11 protein-coding genes are annotated in these 16546 nt (G+C 36.4%); 7 read left to right on the top strand and 4 right to left on the bottom strand.

Going from position 1 to position 16546, the window contains the following annotated elements:
• Nucleotides 1–170: 170 nt before the first annotated feature.
• From AC5XHR_RS05195 to AC5XHR_RS05180, 4 genes are read right to left on the bottom strand one after another with little or no spacing between them, the layout of a single operon-like run.
• Nucleotides 171–1244, bottom strand: coding sequence for a DUF3810 domain-containing protein (locus AC5XHR_RS05195; protein WP_495949726.1), 1074 nt, complete (start codon nt 1242–1244; stop codon nt 171–173).
• Entirely contained in the window at nt 1234–2679 is a 1446-nt protein-coding gene (locus AC5XHR_RS05190) for an MFS transporter (RefSeq protein ID WP_495949725.1), read from the bottom strand. Before AC5XHR_RS05190 ends, AC5XHR_RS05195 begins: the two co-directional genes overlap by 11 nt.
• Nucleotides 2680–2711: 32 nt before the next feature.
• Entirely contained in the window at nt 2712–3449 is a 738-nt protein-coding gene (locus AC5XHR_RS05185) for a lysophospholipid acyltransferase family protein (RefSeq protein WP_495949724.1), read from the bottom strand.
• 49 nt (nt 3450–3498) lie between these two features.
• Entirely contained in the window at nt 3499–3957 is a 459-nt protein-coding gene (locus tag AC5XHR_RS05180) for a GtrA family protein (protein WP_495949723.1), read from the bottom strand.
• A gap of 219 nt (nt 3958–4176) precedes the next feature.
• Here AC5XHR_RS05180 and AC5XHR_RS05175 point away from each other — a divergent pair, with 219 nt between their 5' ends.
• The 7 genes from AC5XHR_RS05175 (at nt 4177) to AC5XHR_RS05145 (ending at nt 16227) form a co-directional block, all read left to right on the top strand.
• Nucleotides 4177–4428: a hypothetical protein gene (locus tag AC5XHR_RS05175; protein ID WP_495949722.1), complete on the top strand. Its 252-nt coding sequence runs from the start codon at nt 4177–4179 to the stop codon at nt 4426–4428.
• Between the two features lie 58 nt (nt 4429–4486).
• Nucleotides 4487–5350, top strand: coding sequence for a BadF/BadG/BcrA/BcrD ATPase family protein (locus tag AC5XHR_RS05170; RefSeq protein ID WP_495949721.1), 864 nt, complete (start codon nt 4487–4489; stop codon nt 5348–5350).
• Between the two features lie 51 nt (nt 5351–5401).
• Nucleotides 5402–7687: an NADP-dependent malic enzyme gene (locus AC5XHR_RS05165; protein WP_495949720.1), complete on the top strand. Its 2286-nt coding sequence runs from the start codon at nt 5402–5404 to the stop codon at nt 7685–7687.
• Nucleotides 7688–7776: 89 nt separating this feature from the next.
• On the top strand, nt 7777–8361 hold the full coding sequence (ruvA, locus tag AC5XHR_RS05160) for a Holliday junction branch migration protein RuvA (RefSeq protein ID WP_495949719.1): 585 nt from the start codon (nt 7777–7779) through the stop codon (nt 8359–8361).
• Nucleotides 8362–8367: 6 nt separating this feature from the next.
• Entirely contained in the window at nt 8368–15429 is a 7062-nt protein-coding gene (gene sov, locus AC5XHR_RS05155; protein ID WP_495949718.1) for a T9SS outer membrane translocon Sov/SprA, read from the top strand.
• A 59-nt stretch (nt 15430–15488) separates the two neighbouring features.
• The gene (gene gcvH / locus AC5XHR_RS05150; RefSeq protein WP_495949717.1) at nt 15489–15866 is read left to right on the top strand and encodes a glycine cleavage system protein GcvH; all 378 of its coding nucleotides are present in this window, start codon (nt 15489–15491) and stop codon (nt 15864–15866) included.
• A 55-nt stretch (nt 15867–15921) separates the two neighbouring features.
• Nucleotides 15922–16227 (top strand): VanZ family protein, encoded by a 306-nt coding sequence (locus AC5XHR_RS05145; RefSeq protein WP_495950493.1) that lies wholly within the window; start codon nt 15922–15924, stop codon nt 16225–16227.
• Nucleotides 16228–16546: the final 319 nt, after the last annotated feature.

Here is a 16546-nt window from a genome sequence, read left to right as displayed (position 1 = left end):
ATAATTATTTTCAAATATTATGAAAAATAAACACTTTTATTTTTGCAAAATTGTAAAATAGTAGTATCTTTGAACCGCTTGATAGAGCACTGTTCTAGAAAGCAATAAATTTTTTTTCATCATTTGTGTTTTTGGAATCGCGTTGTGAAACGCGATTCATTTTTTTTGTACTAAAGTGACTTATTTTGATTCTCATATTGAACAAGTAATTCTACAAAATAGGAATAGGTGATGGCACCTTCCTGCTGATTTGTCTTTAAAAACAGATCGTTTGTAAATCCGAAAAACGCATCCACTTTTCCAGCATGTTTTTCTCTAAAAGCTAGCTCATAATTTCGATCCCGTTTCATCGCTTCAGAATAGGAGTCTAACATTTTCTTTGCAGTAACTTCATCATTGTAGGATAGGGCATTAATTAAACTTCTAAGAGTAAAGTAATGAGTTGCGTACTTCAATGAAATGTCCGTACTGTTTTTACCAAGCATATAAGCTATAAAATTGGCTTCTTGTTCTCGTGCAAAGCCTAATTGATGAGCGCTTTCATGAGCTATTGTAAATGGGATATAGGTGTCGGGCAAATAGTGATTGTATTGCGCTTCGGCGGTAAAAGGGTTATAATAACCCAAAATGCCCGTATAGCCTTCGATAAAGCTAAATAAACTTGGTTTTATGCTGTTGTATACAATTGGCTTTTTTTTCGAAATTTCAAGCGGAATTTTACTTTGATTTTGTAAAACTTCCAATTGAATTTTTTTAACATCAACTAAAGTGAAAACTCCTTTTTCGTTTTCATGCAGTTGTTCTCGTAATGATTTACAAATTTCTAATTCTTTTAGCGCTAACTCCTTTAAAATTTGGTTGTTGATTTCGGCAGGTTTTAACTTCTCCTTTATTGGTTTTTGGAAATAGAGCATTCCCCAAAATATTTGATAAACAAAATAAAATATATTGGCTAAAACCAACAGTTGGAATACTGCTTTTTTCCTCGTTTTTCTTCTAAATATTTGGAATAATTTAAAGATGATAAATAGACATAATAATGTATAAAAAACATCGCCGATTGAAAATGAAATTCGAGAAGGTAGAAAGTTGTGTGCGTTTTTTTGTTTTTCAAAAAACCATTCGAAAAAAGAGACCGCTTTTTCTGATTTTGAGAGGACATAAAATAAAAGAAATTGGGCAAGTAAAACACCTGCCCAAATCCTTTTCTTCGTTACTATGTCATTAAATTTATTAATGTCCACCTTCCGATTTTATTTTATCAAGATCAATACCTTGAGACTTTAAAATTTTCGTAACTCGTAATGCGTAGAATACTAAATAAGCAAAACATAATACCCCAACGATGTAGCTGAAATGGATATTTACAATATCGGCAACATAACCTTGTAGCCAACTGATAATTCCACCTCCCATGATCATCATGATTAGGAAACCAGAACCTTCATTAGTATGTTTTCCTAAGCCATTAATTGCTAAAGCAAAAATACATGGCCACAACGTTGAGCAGAATAAACCAACACTTGTAATGGCGTACACGGAAACCATTCCTGTTGTAAACATTCCTATTAGAAGTGCAATAATTCCTAATGATGAAAAGATAAGGAGCATTCTTGCTGGGTTTCCTTTGCTTGCCATATCTGCAAGAATCATAACTAGGATGAATACTGCGTAGATGTAGAATGGTTTAAGATCATGTTGGGCTACAGCGTTTACAAATAAGAATACAGCAAACGCTAAATACGGAGCAACAAAACGTAAGATTTTTTGCATTCCTGCATTGACATCAAATGCTTCAACCGCTCCAGTCCAACGACCAATCATCATTGATGCCCAGTATAAAGAAACGTAAGGAGCAACATCTTTCGTTGCAAAACCTAAAGAAGTTTCCATATAAGCAGGTAGATTACTCGCAGTTGCAACTTCTACACCTACATAAAGGAAAATCGCGATCATCCCTAAGATTAACTGAGGATATTGGAATGCACTAGTCTTGTGGTGTCCTTGTGTATCGTCATCTGTATCTTGAGAATTGGTTTCAGTTACTTGCGGAATTTTTGAGAATTTCAAGAAAATAGCAACCAATACGAAAACTGCACCTAGAATTAAATATGGGATTTTCACCGATTCAATACTAGCTTCTGTATTTTCTGAAGTTGCAGAACCAAAAATAGCAAAGGAAACGATTAGTGGGCCAATCGTTGTTCCTAAATTATTAATACCTCCAGCTAAAGTTAACCTTTGAGAACCTGTTTTTACAGGACCTAAAGCGATCGCTAGTGGGTTTGCTACAATTTGTTGAAGTGAAAACCCTAGTCCTACGATAAATAAACCTGAAATCATTAATGTAAATGACCCAGAATTTGCTGCAGGATAAAATAATAAAGTTCCAACTGCGGAAATTAATAAACCGACAATCAAACCGTTTTTATATCCGATTTTGTTAATTAAATCTTGTCTCATTGATTTTGAAATAAACATGTAAATCAACGAACCTACAGTGTACGCAATGTAGAAAGCTAATGAAACTAGCTGACTTTGTCCTTGTGTAAGATTAAAAGCTTCTTTAAAAACGGGAATCAAAATATCGTTACTAGCAGCAACGAATCCCCAAAAGAAAAATACGGTAACTAACGGAACAAACTGCGCCCAATTAGTCTGGTTTGAATTGTTTGACATAAAGATGTTAAGTTTTCTTAAAACAAATATATTTAATTTTTCCTATTATAAAAGGTTTCCAAAGTATTTTTTATCTCAAGATGAGATAATGACTTCAGCTCTTCGGCTGTTTGATTAGGTTGCAGAATGTCATTAAAAAAAACCGAAACCTTACCTGGATGTCCTTTCCCATTGTCGAAAGGAAACATTTCTTTCAAACCTCCAAATGTAAAAACAGCAATAGGAAATTGATGTTTGGAAGCAAGTATGAATGCTCCGTCTTTAAATGTATCAAGTAAAATATTGGTATCATCCGGCACGCCGCCTTCAGGGAAAATTACAACGCTGTCGCCTTCTTGCATTCGTTCTGCGCAGCGTCTGTACACATCGGCACGACTTCTTGCAGAAGTTCGATCAACCATAACGCAAAGGCGTTTATAGATCGTCCCAAAAAGTGGAATTTTCACCAATTCTTTCTTACCAACAAAACAAATAGGATGGTGCGGAAATAAGATTACCGGAAGCATAATATCCATAATAGACGTATGGTTCGCGATAATAACGTATTGCTGGTTTTTGTCGATTTTCTTTTGCGTCTTTTTAATAAGTTCATATCGGAAGCCCATACCAAAAAAGATGATATAGCACCAAATACGCATAAAAAAGTATGCGTATTTAAAATGGGATTTCCGTATGGAAAGTAGGTACACGGGAAAAAAAAATAGTAAGGTGAAAACAAAGCCCAAAATCACGAGCCAGCCTCTCCATACATAATTCAAAACTTTGGTCATTTTACTATTTTCATCATAAAAAGCCAAAAGTACTAAAAAATAGAATTGCCTATCCGTTAAAAATTATTCTTTTTTTAATCGTGTAGTTTAAGAAAGAAACCACAACGATTGCAGCAATTTTACTAATCATCTCGGGGCTGAATACAAAGAAACCTACATTGAGTACATCTTTGAAAACATAACGGAAGAAAATTTGGAAAATAGCCAAGCTTAAAATAGTTGAAAGAACAGAAACGCCCATAAAGTAAGCAAACTCCCTTCTTTTAGAGTGTTTTCCACGTTCAAATACAAACCAAATACTCAAAAAGTAATTCGTGATAATCCCTAGTGAGGTAGAAAAAATGTTACTTAAAGGGAAGTGGATACCGTACAAATCTTTCTCAAAACTAAAAATTGAAGGAAGATAAACGGAGAATATTTTAAAACTTCCCACCTCGACAACTGCGCTAAGCGCACCAGCAAGAATGAAAAATAGAATTTGCTTTTGTTTTAGAACGAGGTGTAGCATTTATATAATATTGCTGCAAATTTATAATTTAATGTTAATTGCTAAAAATTCTGTTAAATTATTTTTTCGTTTCAAAATTATTTCTAATTTTAATCTCCCATTAGGAAGAATAGAAACCTGATTATCAATCTTATACTTGCGTGTAAGGTTTTTTAGTCTTGAGGCACGACAGAATTGTCTATCACGTATTTTACGCAACCCTTTTATTAAATTAACCCCGTGAGACCAGAGAAAAGATATCGTAAATTTAAGCCTCAACAGAAAAAAATAGAGGAATTAGAAAAATCGAACAGTCGATTTAAAAGAATATTTTCCGAGTACGAAAATATCAATGACGAGTTATGGGATTTGGATACTGCCAAAGAAAATACCTTCCCAGACGACTTTTATAATGCTTTACAACTGCAATCTGATTATTTAGAAGATGAAATTTCGGATTGGCTGAAAGGTGAGCATGATTCTAAAGATTAAATTTTGAATACGAGTTTCAGAGATTATTCCTATTTTAGCATATTAAACTAGCTAGAATATGATTGTTATTGTTGATGGTGGATCGACGAAATGCGATTGGGTACTGCTGAACGATGCAGGAGAGTTTCACTCTAAAACTCAAACTATTGGGTTCAATCCCAATATTATCGATGTTGAAAAAGTTCCTACAGAACTGGAAAACAACAACGAACTTAAAGATCATAAATATACGATCAAGCATGTATTTTTTTACGGATCTGGTTGCGGAGTCGAAGAAAACCGCAACAAGGTAGAAGCTGCACTGAAGAAATTTTTCGTACACGCCAATGTTGTTGCGAAAGAAGATCTTACGGCGGCTGCATATTCGGCTTATACGGGCAAACCAGCCATCGTTTGTATTTTGGGAACAGGGTCTAATTCCTGTTTTTTTGATGGAAAAGACATTCGGTTAGAGCTTCCTTCCCTTGGATTTTTAATCGGTGATGACGGAAGCGGTTGTGCTTTGGGTAAAATTATTCTGAAGAATTATTTTATGAAGAAGCTTCCGCCAGATTTGCATGAAGAATTTGAAAAAACCTACAATTTGGGCATCGATGAGTTAATTCGTAATATGTATCATAATCCTCGTGCTAACGCTTATTTAGCTGATTTTTCCAAATTCATTATCGATCGTAAAGAACATCCTTTTTTACAGCATTTAGTTTTTAATGAGTTGAAGAACTTCTTAGATTATCAAGTTTTACCATACGAAGAAAGTAAATCGTGTGAAATCAACTTCATAGGTTCTATCGCATATTATTACGAAGATATTTTAAGAGCTGCAGCGGCAGAATATCATTTAAATATTGGGAAAATTGTGCAAAAGCCAATTGAAAGTCTGGTAGAATATCATAGAAATTATATCATTCCGAATTTAGATTAAGCCTAAATTTGCAGCCCACAAAAGAAATTTTATTATTTAGAAAAAAAACATATGTCAAATACTCATAGAGACGAAAAAAACTTTAACCAAGCGGCTTTGGATTATCACAAAGCAGAACCGAAAGGGAAGATTGAAGTTAAACCATCAAAACCGCATTCATCACAAAGAGATTTATCCTTAGCATATTCACCAGGTGTTGCTATTCCATGTTTGGAGATTGAAAAAAATCCGGAAACCGTTTACGATTATACAGGAAAAGGAAACTTAGTTGCTGTAATATCTAATGGTACAGCCGTTTTAGGTTTGGGTGATATCGGTGCCGAAGCATCAAAACCCGTAATGGAAGGAAAGGGATTGCTTTTCAAAATTTTTGCAGATATCAACGTGTTTGATATTGAAATAGACGAAAAAGATCCAGATAAATTTATTGAAATTGTTAAAGGAATTGCGCCAACGTTTGGTGGAATCAACTTAGAAGATATTAAGGCTCCAGAAGCATTTTACATTGAGCAAAGACTGAAAGAAGAATTGAATATTCCGTTGATGCACGATGATCAGCACGGAACGGCGATTATTTCTGCAGCGGCTTTAATCAATGCTTTGGAAATTGCTGACAAGAAAATTGAAGATGTAAAAGTTGTTGTAAACGGTGCGGGAGCAGCGGCAATTGCTTGTACAAAATTATATATCGCTTTAGGATTGAATAAAGATAATGTACTAATGTGTGATAGTAAAGGAGTTATCAACGATTCTCGTGAGAATCTAACTCCAGAAAAGCTAGATTTTATTGCGAAAACAACGAAATCAACGTTAGAAGAAGCTGTTGAAGGAGCGGACGTGTTTATCGGGCTTTCCAAAGGAAATGTTATGTCTCCTGAGATGTTGTTGTCGATGACTGAAAATCCAATTGTTTTTGGTTTAGCAAATCCAAATCCTGAAATCGCTTACGAATTGGCTTACGAGACTCGTAAAGATGTCATCATGGCGACGGGACGAAGTGATTATCCTAACCAAGTGAACAACGTTCTTGGTTTCCCATATATTTTTAGAGGAGCTTTGGACGTTCAAGCCACTGGAATTAACGAAGAAATGAAGATGGCAGCTGTTAAAGCAATTGCTGATCTTGCAAAAGAACCCGTTCCAGAAGCGGTGATTCTTGCATATAATTTGAAGAGTTTAAGCTTCAGTAGAGATTATTTCATTCCAAAACCTTTTGATAGCAGATTAATTACACGTGTTTCTATTGCTGTAGCAAAAGCAGCGATTGATAGTGGAATTGCAAATGCGCCGATTGAAGATTTTGAAGCTTACGAAAACTCACTTCTAGACCGTATGGGTAAAGACGAGCGTTTGATTCGTATGATGCAAAACCGTGCCCGCTCGAATCCAAAAAGAGTTACCTTCGGTAATGCAGAAGAATATAATGTTCTTAAAGCGGCTCAGATCGTTTATGAAGAAGGAATTGCGAAGCCAATTTTGTTAGGTGATAAGAAATTTATCAAAGAACAAATGGAAAAGTACAATATCGTCATGGATGTTCCAATTGTTGATCCTACGGATGCTGATCAAGAAGAGAAGCGTAAAGAATATCGTGAAACGTTATGGAAGCTTCGTCAACGCAAAGGAATGAACGAATACAAAGCAAAACGTTTCGTTCGTCAAAGAGATTATTTCGGACCGCTAATGTTGAGACATGGTGATACGGATGCTTTAGTTGTTGGTTTTTCCAAAAACTATTCTAGTGTTCTGAAACCTGTTTTAGAAGTGGTTGAAAAAGAAAAAGGGGTTGATAAAGTTGCGGGGATGATGATGATTCTTACCGAGAAGAAACCAATTTTCTTTGCAGATACGTCAATTAACCAGAATCCAACATCAGAAGATTTAGTGAATATTGCTCGAATGGCAGAAATCACGGTGAAATCATTTGCGATTGAACCAAGATTGGCGATGCTTTCATTTGAAAATTTCGCTGGAATTTCAGAAACATCGAAGAAAGTTGCCAAAGCTGTCAGCATTTTGCACGAAAAATTCCCTAAAATGATTGTTGATGGGGAAATTCAACCAGATTTTGCGATGAATAGCGATCATTTAAGTGATTATCCATTCTCAAAATTAGGAACAGAACCGGCAAACGTTTTTGTATTTCCGAATCTTGAAAGTGCGAACCTTTCATATAAAATTATCCGCGGAATGAAGATGGCGCAAGTGGTTGGGCCAATTTTGATGGGCTTCAAACAGCCAGTTCACGTATTGCAAATGAGATCAAGCGTTGACGAAATTGTGAATCTTGCAACGATTGCCGTTTTAGACGCGCAAAGACGAGAAGAGCAGAAATAATATCTGTATTGAATATAAATTAAGCAGCCTTTCTAGGCTGCTTTTTTTGTACAAGCCAATTTGTTATATTTGAAACTTGATATAAAAGCATGATTTATTCATTAACAGGAACGGTTCAGGAGCTTTCTCCGACCTATGCAGTGATCCAAGTTCAAGGCGTTGGCTACTATGTTGGGATCAGTTTGCAAACCTCCCAACATCTACAAGTCGGTAAAGAAACGATGATTTATACACAGCAAATTTTTCGTGAAGATGCTCAGTTGTTGTTTGGTTTTAACACTTTTTTAGAAAAAGAACTCTTCAATCTCTTAATTAGTGTTAATGGAGTAGGTCCCGTTTCGGCGTTAATAATGTTGTCTTCGTTAACGATTGAGGAAATTGCTGGTGCTATTCTTAATGGTCAAGCTTTGTTGCTTCAAAAAGTAAAGGGAATTGGAGCAAAAACGGCCGAACGAATTATCATCGATCTTCGTGATAAAGTACAAAAATTCGGTATTGCCCAAGAAAATATTTCTACTTCGATAAATACTAAAATCAAAGAAGAATCGTTAACTGCTTTAGAAGTTTTAGGAATTCCTAGGAAGACGAGTGAGAAGATCGCGGACAAAATTTTGAAACAAAGTCCAGACCTGAATGTTGAGGAATTGGTGAAACAAATTTTAAAAAACATTTAACATTTAGTGAAAAATAAATTTATCTGCTTAAAAGCATATATCACTATCGTATTTTTTTGTTTTTTCGGAAGTGCTTTTGCGCAAGAAAATCCATCGGATACGCTCAATATAAGGAAAGAGTATCAGTTGCCAGACCCAACACAGTACGAAGCGTATTATGATGTCGGCTCCGGAATGTATTACCTTTATCCGAAAATCGGTAATACAGTCGTAGGCGCGCCTATTGCAATGACTCCTGCAGAATATAAAAGATACACACTTTCGAATGCGCTTTCATCCTATTATCGAGAGAAATCCGATAACAAAAGTTTGATTTTTAGAAAAGATCAAACCGATGCAAAAAAGAAAGGTCTTTTCCCGGCCCTTCAAATCAAGAATAAAATCTTCGAAACCATATTTGGAAGTAACAAAATTGAGATTATTCCTCAAGGTTTTGCTTCTTTCGATTTAGGTGGTTTATATCAGAAAATTGACAACCCGATGGTTCTTCCTCAAAACAGAACCAGTTTTGCATTCAATATTCAACAAAGAATGCAGTTGAGTTTGCTAGGAAAAGTGGGTGAGAACTTACAACTTCGAGCAAATTACGATACACAAAGTGGTTTTGCTTTTGAAAACCGAATGAATTTGGTTTGGCAAGCAAAAGGAACGTGGAAAGATCTTCAACAAAAAGGGTTGGACAGCCCAATTGAAGGTGGTGAAGATAAAATTATCAAGCGAGTAGAATTTGGTAATGTAAATATGCCACTTTCGACAAGTTTGATTCGTGGTTCCGAATCTCTTTTTGGACTAAAAACGGAATTCCAATTAGGAAAAACAACGGGAACTTTGGTGTTTTCGCAACAACAAGGGGAGGCTCGAAATATTGTTGTCCAAGGTGGTGGTGCTTTGCAGTCGTTTAAGATTGCGGCTTCTGATTATGAAGACAATCAACACTACTATTTAGGGCATTATTTCTTGAATAATTACGATAATGCATTGGCTCAATATCCACTAGTCAATTCTAAAGTTAATATTACACGTTTAGAAGTTTGGATTTTAGAACAAGGTTCTGGAAATCTTTCGGAGCAGAAAAGTATTTTAGGTATTCGAGATTTAGGGGAAGGGATTTCGGGTTATCCTCAAAATAGCCAAAACGGATTGTACAATTCAATCACGAATTTGGGTCCGGCTTTGCGAGATCCAACGACAACGTATAATGCGATTAACAGGCAACAATTCCCAAATGCGAATAACGTTCCCGAAACCTATCAGGATGGAGAGCAATTTGTTTTTAATCGTCGTGCACGTCGATTATCAAGCAACGAATACAAATTTCAGTCGCAGTTAGGATACATTTCCTTAAATCAACGATTAAATGACAATCAACTTTTAGCGGTTTCGTATTCCTACACAGTGAATGGCGATGCGAGTAAAGTTTATAAAGTAGGAGAGTTTTCAGAAGAAAGCCCGGTCGTTATTACCAAGCTTTTGAAGCCGAATAATGTGGTGAAAACAACGTCTCCAATGTGGGATTTGATGATGAAAAACATCTATCCAATGGATGCGAATCAAATTTCACCAGAAAACTTCATGTTGAATGTGTATTATCGTAGTCCACAAAACGGAAAAGTCAATTATCTTCCCAACACCAATGTTCAAGATGAAATTTTGTTGAAGGTGATGAACTGGGATCGTTTGAACAGAAACAACGATATGCAAGGCGATGCCGGAGGTGGTGGAACTTTGGGTGACGGTTTGTTCGACTTTGTGCCAGGAATTACAATTGATCCCGAAAATGGAAAATTGATTTTCACAAAAGCGCAACCATTCGGAAATCACTTGGTGAATGTTTTAGGAAGCACCGATCCGCAATATGTTTTTTCTGAACTCTATACACAATTGAAAGATGTTGTTCAGAAAAACTCCAATCTAGCGCAACGCTATACGATTGAAGGTCGTTATCAAGGTTCGCAAGGAACAGGAATTTCGTTGAATGCGATTAATGTTCCGCAAGGATCAGTCAAGGTTACTGCAAACGGTGTTCAACTTACGGAAGGAGTTGATTATACCGTAGATTATATGTTGGGAACGGTGAATATCATCAACGAGCAAGTGAAAAACTCGGGTCAAGCCATCAATATTGCGATGGAAAACCAAATGATGTTTAATACTCAAAGAAAGCGTTTTTTAGGGTTGAATTTGGAGCGTAAATTCAACGAAAATTTATTGGTTGGAGCCACTTTGGTGAATTATTCCGAGCGTCCATTGACCCAAAAAGTGAATTTCGGGCAAGAAGCGGTAAACAACACCATGGCGGGATTCAATTTATTGTATAATAATGAATTGCCGTTCTTAACTCGTTTAACGGATAAAATCCCGTTGGTAAATACGGAAGCGCCTTCTAATTTGAATTTCAAAATGGAAGCGGCGTATTTACTTCCAGGTCAAAATAAAGGAATTAACGATCAATCCTATGTTGATGATTTTGAACAAACATCAAGTAAGATTTCGTTGAAAGATCCTGCGATGTGGAGTTTGGCGTCGAAGCCGGAACGAAATGTCAACGACCCTCTGTACGCAACGGCTGGAATGGACAACGATATCCGAAATGGATTTGGGCGTGGTTTGCTTTCTTGGTACACGATTGATCCTCGCTTCTACGGAGTTGGTGGTAAAACACCTTCTGGAATTAACGCACAAGCGGTTTCGAATCATGCAAGTAGACGAGTTCGTACTTCGGAATTGTTGAATAATAGAGACTTTGTTGCGGGTGAACAAACATTCACCAATACATTTGATATTACGTATTATCCTGAAGAGCGTGGTCCATACAACTTAAATCCAACGCAGGAATCAACGGCAGAACGTTGGGCAGGTTTGATGCGTGGAATTACGGTAAGTAATTTCGTCAATTCAAATATTGAATATGTCGAATTCTGGATGATGGATCCGTATGCGGATGGAAATAATTTAGGTTCAAATCCAAAATTAAAACTTCAATTAGGAAACGTTTCCGAAGATGTTTTAAAAGACGGAAAACTTCAATATGAAAATGGTTTGCCAACACCAAATCAGATGAATTCAACATCCACAACGAATTGGGGAGTTCAGCCAAATCAGTTTCCGATTTTATATGCATTTTCTACGGAAGGCGAAGATCGTGAAGCGCAAGATACTGGTTTGGATGGGTTGAATAATTCTCAGGAATTTGACAAATTCGGAACGACGTTTATCAATCCAGTTACGGGTGAAAATGACCCTGCGGCGGATGATTTCCTATTCTATTTGTCAGATAAATTTACAGGGAATTTAGCAAGTTCAGTTACGGGAAGATACCGTTATTTCAGAAATCCGGATGGAAACAATAGATCAAATACGTTAGAGGTTTCGTCTCAAACACCAGATGCGGAAGATATCAACCGAGATTTCAACTTGGATCAAAACGAAAACTACAATCAGTACACAATTAATCTAGATAAAACGAGTTTAGCATTAAACCAAAATTTCATCGTTGATGAAAAAGAGGTGAATGTTCGATTCGAAAATGGTCAAAACGGAAAGAGTAAATGGTATTTGTTTAGAGTTCCCGTAGCGCAGTTCGACCAAGATATTGATGGCGCTTCGGAAAGTATTTTGAACAACGTTCGTTTCATGAGATTAATCGTGGACGGATTTGATGAAACTTCCACGCTACGTTTCGGGTCTTTAGATTTGGTACGTTCCGATTGGAGAAAATACACGAAAAAACTTTCGGTGACGTCACCTGCAATTCCAGAAGGAGCAACCAATGAAGGTGTTGATTTAGCAGATAACAACGATTTCTTTATTGGAAGTGTTAATTTGGAAGAAAACGGTATGGGAGCACCGCCGTATGTGCTTCCTCCAGGAATCGATAGACAGGTTCTTAGCGGTAACGCAGGTTCTCAGCGTCAGAATGAAGCTTCACTTTTCATGAAGGTGAATAACTTCAGCAACGATGCAAAAGGTGTTGTGAAAAACACGAATTTGGATATGCGTCGTTACAAAAAATTAGAATTATTCGTTCATGCGGAAGATTTGAGAAATGCAATGCCGGTAAGTCAAGTTGACCCAAACAACCGTTTCTTCATCCGTTTTGGTAGCGATGTTACCGATAACTATTACGAATACGAAGCTTCTTTAAAGTATACGCCAAACAGTGCGCGTTCGCCAATGGAAATTTGGCCGCTAGAAAATACGGTGAATCTTGAACTTCAAAGTTTCATTGATGCGAAAACGGCGCGTGACAAAACCGGAGATTCTCGTTGGATGCAATACCGTTATCAATATGCAGATTTTGGTGATGATAATAAGAAAATCTACGTGAAAGGACGTCCAAGTTTAGGAAATATTACAACGATTGTGATCGGCGTTCGAAACTATTCGGGAACGTCTAAAGATTTAGTGCTTTGGGTGAACGAAATTCGAATGTCGGGAATTGATAATAAAGGCGGATATGCAGGAAACGCGAGTTTAGATTTCAACCTTGGAGACTTTGCTTTGGTGAATGCCAATGCGTCTTTAGCAACGGTAGGATTTGGAAATATTGATCAAAAACCGTCGGAGCGTTTGCAATCGGATAACTTGGCTTTCAACATTAACACAACCGTAAATGTTGACAAATTTTTACCTGAAAAATCAGGAATGAAGATTCCGTTGAACTATTCTTACACGCAAACCATTGAAGATCCGAAATACAATCCGATTGATAATGATGTGAAGTTTAGCGAGGCGGCGAATCATGGCGAACTTAAAAAAGTGGCTAGAACATACACGCAACAACGAAGTATTGGTGTAGTAGGAATGCGTAAAGAACGTATGAATCCTGAGAAAAAACAGAAATTCTACGATGTAGAAAACCTTTCGGTGACGGCGGTTTATAATGATGATTATTCTCGTGATATTTATACAAGCAAGAATTTAACGCAATATTTACGCGGAAATATTGATTACAGCTACAATTTCAAATCGTGGAACTTGAAGCCTTTCAATAAAATGATTAGTGATACGGCGAAGTCGTTTAAATATTTACGTTGGGTGAAAGAATTTAATTTCAATCCAATTCCGACACGTTTTTCATTCAGAACGGAGATTGATCGTAATTATAATGAACTTCAATATCGTAATATCGAAGCGATTCTTAACGGAAATTCAGGAAACGAATTTGATGTTATTCGAAACCGTAATTTCTATTTCGGATGGCAGTATAATTTAGGATTCAACTTCACAAAATCGTTGAAGTTGGACATCAACTCGGCAACACGAACATTGAACGATCATTTGGATGCGAGCTCAATGGATTCAAAATCGATTTTCAATAATCCATTCCGAGCAGGAAGACCAGTATTGTATAATCATCGAGTTCAGTTAAGTTATCAATTCCCATTTGCACTTTTACCGTATTTGGATTTTATGACGGCGGAAGCGGCGTATGGTTTCCAATATAATTGGAATGCGCGATCGACGGTGTTAATGAATAACCCAAGTGGAAACTTAGGTCACATTGCCCAAAACACAAGAACGATGCGGGCGACGGGATCGATGGATATTCCGAAATTCTTCTCGAAGTTTAAATACTTCCAAAAAATCAATGAAACGATGACGAAACGTCGTGCAGAAATTGATTCTTTGAACAATGTATTTACGAAGCAAAGTGAAAAACCAGATAATCGATTCAAGTTTAAATCCTATCATTTCAAAAATAAATTGACTCCGTTTCAAAGTGTTGCGTATGCATTGACATCGTTCAAACAATTGGATATTGATTACAATGAAACGGGCGGAACGATTTTGCCAGGTGTTCTTGCATCGCCGAACTTCTATGGTTATGGACAAGGAATAGGTGGTCCAACGTTTGGTTTCTTGATGGGATCGCAAGCGGATATCCGAAGATTGGCCGTTGAAAATGGTTGGATTTCGAATTCGGATTTACTGATTGATCCGTATGTGATTAATAAATCTCAGACTTTGGATGCGAATCTTCAGTTCAATCCAATTAATGATTTACGAATTGACTTTATGTGGATGAAGCGTTTCAATAGCAACTTCTCGCAATCGGGTTATAATTTCCGTGATGCAAATTATGTAGGCTATCGAGATGCATTTGCCAATGAAATGGTGACGTATTCGCGTTCGGCTTGGATGTTCAAGACTGCATTTAAAAATACGGATGCAGTATATCAAAAAATGATTGTAAATGCACAAGCGTTATCGCAGCAATTGGGAGATCCCGCAACAACCGATGCGGATGGATATACGAAAGGATATAAAATTTCGAATGCCTATGTTTTGATTCCGGCATTCCAAGCGGCGGTTGAAGGAAAATCTCCGAAGCAACTTTCGAATCCGAAAAAAGTAGGAATCCCAATGCCGAATTGGAAATTAACGTACTCTGGATTTAAAAATATTCCGATTGTGAATAGTCAATTCTCGAAGTTTGATATTCTTCATACCTATACATCAACATACACTGGGGCGGGAATCCAAACAAGTGTAGATTATTTCAATAATTTGAATGTAACGGATGCACTAGACCTTAACGGAAATCGCTATAATCCATATACATTTAGCCAAGTTGGTTATGTCGAATCATTTGCACCGCTTGTTGGAGTTGATATGACGATGCGCAACAACATGCAGCTTCGCGCCCAAATGAATAAAGACCGTACCTTCTTATTAGGATTGGTGAATAATACGCTTACCGAAGACGATTCTAAAGAATACATCGTTGGGTTTGGCTATATTATTAAGGACTTCAAAATGCGAATGAATATCGGTGGGAAATCAAGAACGATTAAGAGTGACCTTAATATTAAAGGTGACTTGTCCATCCGTGATAGTAAAACAACCATTCGTAACATTTTATTGAATGATTCTCAAGTAACGGGCGGTCAAACGTTAATTGGAATCAAACTTTCGGCAGACTATAATATGTCTGAGAATTTGAATATTCGAATTTTCTACGACCAATTGATGACAAAATATAAGATTTCGACAGCGTTTCCATTATCTACAATACGAGCAGGAATCTCGGCAACCTTTAATTTTGGAGGTTCTAGCGGATTCTAATCATATTTTTTTGGAGCGTATCGGGAATTAAGCTAAATTTGGAAGATAAATTATTAATAATGAATACACCATCAGAATTAAAGTACACGAAAGATCACGAGTGGATCAAGATTGAAGGTAATGTCGCAACAATTGGTATTACAGATTTTGCTCAAGGAGAGTTAGGAGATATCGTTTTTATTGATATTGATACGGTTGATGAAGACCTTGCTTCAGGTGATGTTTTCGGAAGTGTTGAAGCAGTGAAAACAGTTTCAGACTTATTCTTGCCACTTTCTGGGAAAGTACTTGAAATGAATGAGGCTTTAGAAGATGAGCCAGAATTAGTAAACTCGGATCCTTATGGAAAAGGGTGGATTATTAAATTAGAACTTAGTGCAGATGCAGATCATTCAGAATTGCTTACTGCAGAACAATATCAAGAAGTGATTGGATAAAATCCAAAACATATTTAGTAAGATCTTGCCCATTTATTGGGCATTTCTTACTTATATGCTTCTTAAGCCAGGAGTGGAGAATAAAGAATACTGGTTCATGTTTCCTGGGATAGACAAACTTCTCCATTTTTCAATCTTCGCCTTTCTAGGCTTTTGCTTTTTAGCAACCTTTCCCAAAATCAAATTTCTATACTATATATATATAATGCTTATTTATGCATTAGTCACGGAAATTCTTCAAGACGAAATGGGACTTGGAAGATCATTAGAATTTTTTGATGTCATCGCCGATTCTATCGGTTTTCTATTGGGATACCTTATTTACAGACTCTTACGTAATTCCTTCGCAAAGTATTTTTAAACTCATTCTACAAATTTCGCATTGTGGATAAGTTTGCGTTTATTGTTTAATTAATTGATTTTCAGTAATTAGTTTTACACATTAAGTGTGTTTTCAGGTTAAAAAAGGAAATCCGATTTGTTTTGTAACGTTGTGTTAACGTACCTTTGTCGTCACGAAAAAGAGCAGAAGTCACACTTAAAATTTTCGAAGATCAAATTAGAAAATTATTTTCGAAAATAAATCAAATTTAATTTGGTCATATCAAAATAAGTTATTACTTTTGCACACGCAAATCGGACGAAAAGACAGAAAGTAGTTTGGTTAAAGCGAGAAGAGA

The organism is Kaistella sp. CFF1-2, assembly GCF_059509915.1.
Note: the sequence above shows the minus strand (reverse complement) of the source record. Positions and strands in the feature narration are given on the sequence as shown.